Raw genomic sequence first — 4,669 nt, forward strand, 5'->3', positions numbered from 1 at the left:
GGGACCCCGAGACAATCCAGTTCTTCGATGACCAGGGCACCCACATCACGTCCTACCCCCGTCCACAGGCCGGGACCAAAACAGTCGGAAACGGCAAGCCCCCCGGATTCACGGCGAAACAACCCCCAACCGTCACCGATGTCCTGATACACGAAATGTCACCGATGTCCTGATCCAGAACCGTCACCCATGTCCCGAGACATCACACGACCCAGTCCGACGGCCAAAGTGTGCACATTGTGCACACCACTTTCTTCACGGACACGAATGTCCCGCTATGGCAAATGCGCCCCGTCCGACCAACCGGGCAACCGTCTCAGTCGTCCTGTCCGTCCCCTTGCGACATCCAGTAATCATTGATCGCCTGAATGGCCTGCTCTTTCGTCATCCCGGCAACATCTCGTTCATCTATTCCAACAGTGTGGGTGAGTTGCCAGACCAGCGCTAGGGGAATAGCCGAAGTGCGAGGGGCTGCCATTCCGCGGCCAGGCAGTACTCCGTCATCGACACATGCCCAAAACTCATCCTCACTGACCTCAAGCTGGTCTTGGAGAATATGGTTCCAGATCGAATTCGAATACATTGTTCGATCCACCGGGCGGGATATCCGGGTCCGCAGGATCCGACCATCTTGCAGAATCAACCGGTAGGTCGCGTGATGACGCACTGGTTTCCCGCGGGCATTCGTCACCAACTCCCAGCGCTCGGTTAGACAGAACTTCTCATGGTCGTCCCGTCCGCCTACGCGTCGGACGCTCATGCCACCGAGCCGGTGAGCCAGGCGGTCAATTGCTCATCGGTGGACAGGTCAATGAGCTGAACCAAGGCCCAGTTCTCGCGGTGATTGGGCGCCGCGTGCAAATGGTCCTCCCAATCCTCCGCGTAGTCTCGCAAAGCATCGACAAAGTCCGCCAGGGCTTCACTCAGCTCCGTGGCCTCAGCGGCAAAAGGCTGCCCTGGCATGAAGACAGCCCATGCTCCGTCTTCACTCACGACCTGGACATTGGCGACGACCGTCAATTCCAGATATCGGCGCAGGCTCTCGCCATTGACGACGGCGGCCGTGGCCCGGTCGGGCCGCCGTATTGTGGACAGTCCTCCCCGCTCGCTGAAATCCAGGATCATCTTCAACGAATCCCGCGCTTGGGTAAACCCGTAGACATGTCCACCGACCGTGTCGTGTGTGGGGGTGCTCATACATCAATCATCCGTACGTACACCAGGTACGTCAAGTACGCAGTCCTTCTCTTCCGACCCATAGTCGTCGAGGAGGACCATTTGGCGGCTTGTGCCGTCGCAAGGTCACCGAAGACTGTTCCTGCGGGGATGACGGCCTCACGTGCTTGATAGTTTCCGCGGATCAGTGAACCCGAGCGAGACGTACCCCGGCGCCCGCTTGTTCAGTGAAGCTGCCAGCACCGGAGTGGACTCGTCATGGTAGTCGTGAACGGTCGCGATCGTTTTTCCTGGGTATGGTCGGATAACTCGGCCAGCGTATTGGACCAGCCTGCCCTTGAAGGAAATGGGTGCCGCAAGGAACAAGGTATCCAGCTTCGGACAATCAAAGCCCTCGCCAATATACGAGCCGGTTCCCAGTACCAGCAGCGGCTGTGCGTCATCGGAGTTGGAAAGATGGTCGACGGCGGCATGCCGTTCCTTTGCGTTCATTGCGCCGGTGAAGGCCACCGGCTTCAGACCAGATGCCTCGAACCGGGACCTGAAGGAATCAAGATGGGCTTTCCAGGTCGTCAGTAAGAGGATTCGCGAGTTGTGTTCGTAAGCCGCCATGACGTCGTCGTAGATTTGCTGCAGGCGATCCTCGTTGGCGATCAAGTCCTTGTAAATGGCGGACATCCCGCCAGGCCCGCTGGGGTCAGCGCCGCCATTGTAAGCGTAGGACGTCCGATGCAACTTCAAAGCCAGCGTCGGCTCGGCAATCTCCTGCGAGTGGCGTGGCAGCTGCTGCGGAGCAGGGGGCGAAATGGTGTGCGTGATCTTGCCGAGCTGGTGGTAGATCAGCGAGTCCAGTTTGTCCCGCCGGTACGGTGTAGCCGTCAGCCCCAACCAGTACCGCGCAGGGATCTCGTTCATGACGTGGCTGAACGCCGCGGCGGGGACATGGTGGCACTCATCCACGATGACAAAACCGTACCCGGCGGTCAGCTCGGCAACGTTGTTGCGCCGCGCAAGCGTTGGCAAAAGCGCGACGTCGATGAGTCCCGTTGTCCTTGCACGCCCGCCACCTATTTGGCCGCACTTTTCGTCCATGAACTCGTGTATGCGGCTACGCCATTGGTCAGCCAGGGCCTTGCGGTCAACCAGGACCAGTGTGGATACGCCACGACGCGCAATGGCCGCACAGGCGATGACCGTTTTGCCGGTACCTGGCGGAGCCACCAAAATGCCTTGCTCCGTGGCAGTAGCGGCATCCATTGCGCCTAGTTGCTCCCCGCGGAGACGGGCCGTGAACTCGAAACTGTGAGCAGTGCCGACCGCGCGTTGATCATCAATTCGCAGTGTGCTGCCACTCGATTCGACCAGTTGATGCAATAGGGACAGCAACCCGCGAGGCAATATAAGGTCGCCATCAAGGGTTTCGTCGTAGTTGCGTAGAAAGCGCGGAATGTTCCAGGTCGACCGGCGCTGGCGTTGACGTTCGTAAAACTCTGGGTTCGGCATCGATGCGGCATGCTTGACTGCCGAAATCATGGCTGGCCCCAGGTCCGCGGCTTTGATGGTCAGGCGTGAGGCGAAGACTGTGCGGACGATGAGCGCAGGGCGAGGAACGATCTTGGACGATCGGGGCAGTTCGAGCCGGCGAACCTCGTGACCCAGCTTAACGGCAGGCAGCCTTCGGATGTGTGTGGTGACTTCCCGGTCCGAGAGCCGGTCCAGGCTGGACAGGTACGCCCATTGGTCCTCATACGGTTCCAGGGTCGTAGTATCCAGGAACAATGTGGTGCCGTGCTGGCGGCGTCTTCCGTTCAGCGGTGCAGCAATCAGGTTGCCCAGGCCTTTGCCCGAGTGGATGTCCTGGGATGGAAAAAGCCTGTCGTAACTGGCCAGGCTCATGCTGCCGCGCAATCCCATGGCCTCGTGGATCAGACCAGTGCCCAGCTGGCGTGCGGTTGACGCCGGGATGGCCGTGCTGAAAAAGATCCAGGCATGGGCGCCGCGCCCAGATTGGGACACTTCCAGCGCCGCCGGAATACCGCGGAAGCGTGCAGCCTTGACGTACGCCAAAGCATCCAGCATTGCTGCGCCGCCATCAAAATCCGCCGCTACCCACCAACAGGTGTCCTGTTCAGTCAGGGGATACAGGCCAATGTGCTGCAGCCCGCGCAGATGATCAGCAACGACCCCCGGAGTGAGGGCCAGATAGCTGGCACCGGCCATGTTCGCACCCTTACGCCAGCCACCGGCGACCGCGGGAACCCAACCGGAACGGCCATCTCGCGGGTTTTCCCACCGGAGCGCGTAGACATCGCTGCGTGCCCGGAACAAGTCCTGGAAGAAGCGGACTTTTTCCACCGGAGACGAATCCATACTCACCGGGCCACGGTGCATAACGGCGGGAATGACCGGCTGGTCCCGATGCGGAGCTCTTGACTCGGACTCGGTGAGTTCCAACAGTTTCCGCAGCCTGTCATTGTCGCGACGCAGCTCCTCGAGGTCACGCCTCAGGGCGTTGTCTGCCGCATCAGAGAGGCCCGGCAATGCAGTTTGCCCAGCACCTGCAGGGATGTCTTCACTCACAATTTCCATTGTGGGCGGAGGAACCCAGAAGTCCGAAACTTACTGTGAAATGCGTGCGGCCGTAGGCGTCTCCGGCGGCGAACGGCTCGAGCGGGACCAGGCACCTGGGTGGACGAACTAATGCCTGGAATCGATCAGACCGCCGGGTAAGAACCCACTCATGCAATCATGTCGAAAACCGGGCATGCAGTGATGGACAGGTATGACTGATCACCCAGACCGGCACGGCCACGGAGAAAGGACCCACGTGCCGCACACCCTTCATGCTGCGGACGGGCCCGACGCAATCCGCGGCTCCACGACCCGGGTCCTGCCCGCGCCCACAGATAGCCGTCTCAGCCATGAAGCGCCAGGACTAAAGCCAGTCATGTTATGTCGCGGACGTGGCTGCATGAACTCGTGTCAGCAAAAGTAGGCACGGAGGGAGTCACCGATGAGCCACGGCATCATCTGGACACGGGTGTGGACATGTTACACACCCCCTTTGGCCGGACAAACATGCGCCAGCCTCTCCCCCCAAGCCCTAAGAATCAGCGAATCGAGGCCAAGCATCTGGAAAATATTTGGCGCAGGTCATGTCATCACCACAATCTCACGGCGTGAATAGGTACAAGACCAACCACGCCAACCAGAGGTGGTCAGAAAGGAGACACCATTTGACCCCACACCCCAGCAAGGGGACGGCCTACCGGCCAGGGGCCCTGACCCCGCCACCACGCAACCGAACAGGCCACCGCGGCGGCCAGGCAACAGCCCGCACCAAGCGTCAGAGGGACTGGGCCGCCTCGGAGTTCTCGGACAGTGGACCCCCTTAAAATCGGGGGACTACTGAAATGAGGAATGTGCAGAATGCCTGCATCACGTCGCCGGTTCAGCCAGGAGTTCAAGGACCAGCTGTGCGAGGAAGTCGTCT

The 4,669-nt window shown here is 60.3% G+C and carries 3 protein-coding genes and 1 pseudogene; 1 reads left to right on the forward strand and 3 read right to left on the reverse strand.

The features are described from left to right. Positions 1–173, forward strand: a pseudogene (locus tag LQV16_RS22875) (IS481 family transposase); the annotation flags it as partial. Between the two features lie 143 nt (positions 174–316). Here LQV16_RS22875 and LQV16_RS22880 read toward each other — a convergent pair. From LQV16_RS22880 to LQV16_RS22890, 3 genes are all read right to left on the reverse strand, one after another. Further along, positions 317–583: a hypothetical protein gene (locus LQV16_RS22880; protein ID WP_229996132.1), complete on the reverse strand. Its 267-nt coding sequence runs from the start codon at positions 581–583 to the stop codon at positions 317–319. A 173-nt stretch (positions 584–756) separates the two neighbouring features. Further along, on the reverse strand, positions 757–1,197 hold the full coding sequence (locus tag LQV16_RS22885; protein ID WP_229996133.1) for a hypothetical protein: 441 nt from the start codon (positions 1,195–1,197) through the stop codon (positions 757–759). A 138-nt stretch (positions 1,198–1,335) separates the two neighbouring features. Further along, positions 1,336–3,756, reverse strand: a complete 2,421-nt coding sequence (locus LQV16_RS22890) for a DEAD/DEAH box helicase (RefSeq protein WP_229996134.1) — start codon at positions 3,754–3,756, stop codon at positions 1,336–1,338. Positions 3,757–4,669: the final 913 nt, after the last annotated feature.

It is taken from the genome of Arthrobacter sp. Bi26, assembly GCF_918697925.1.
Lineage (GTDB): Bacteria > Actinomycetota > Actinomycetes > Actinomycetales > Micrococcaceae > Arthrobacter.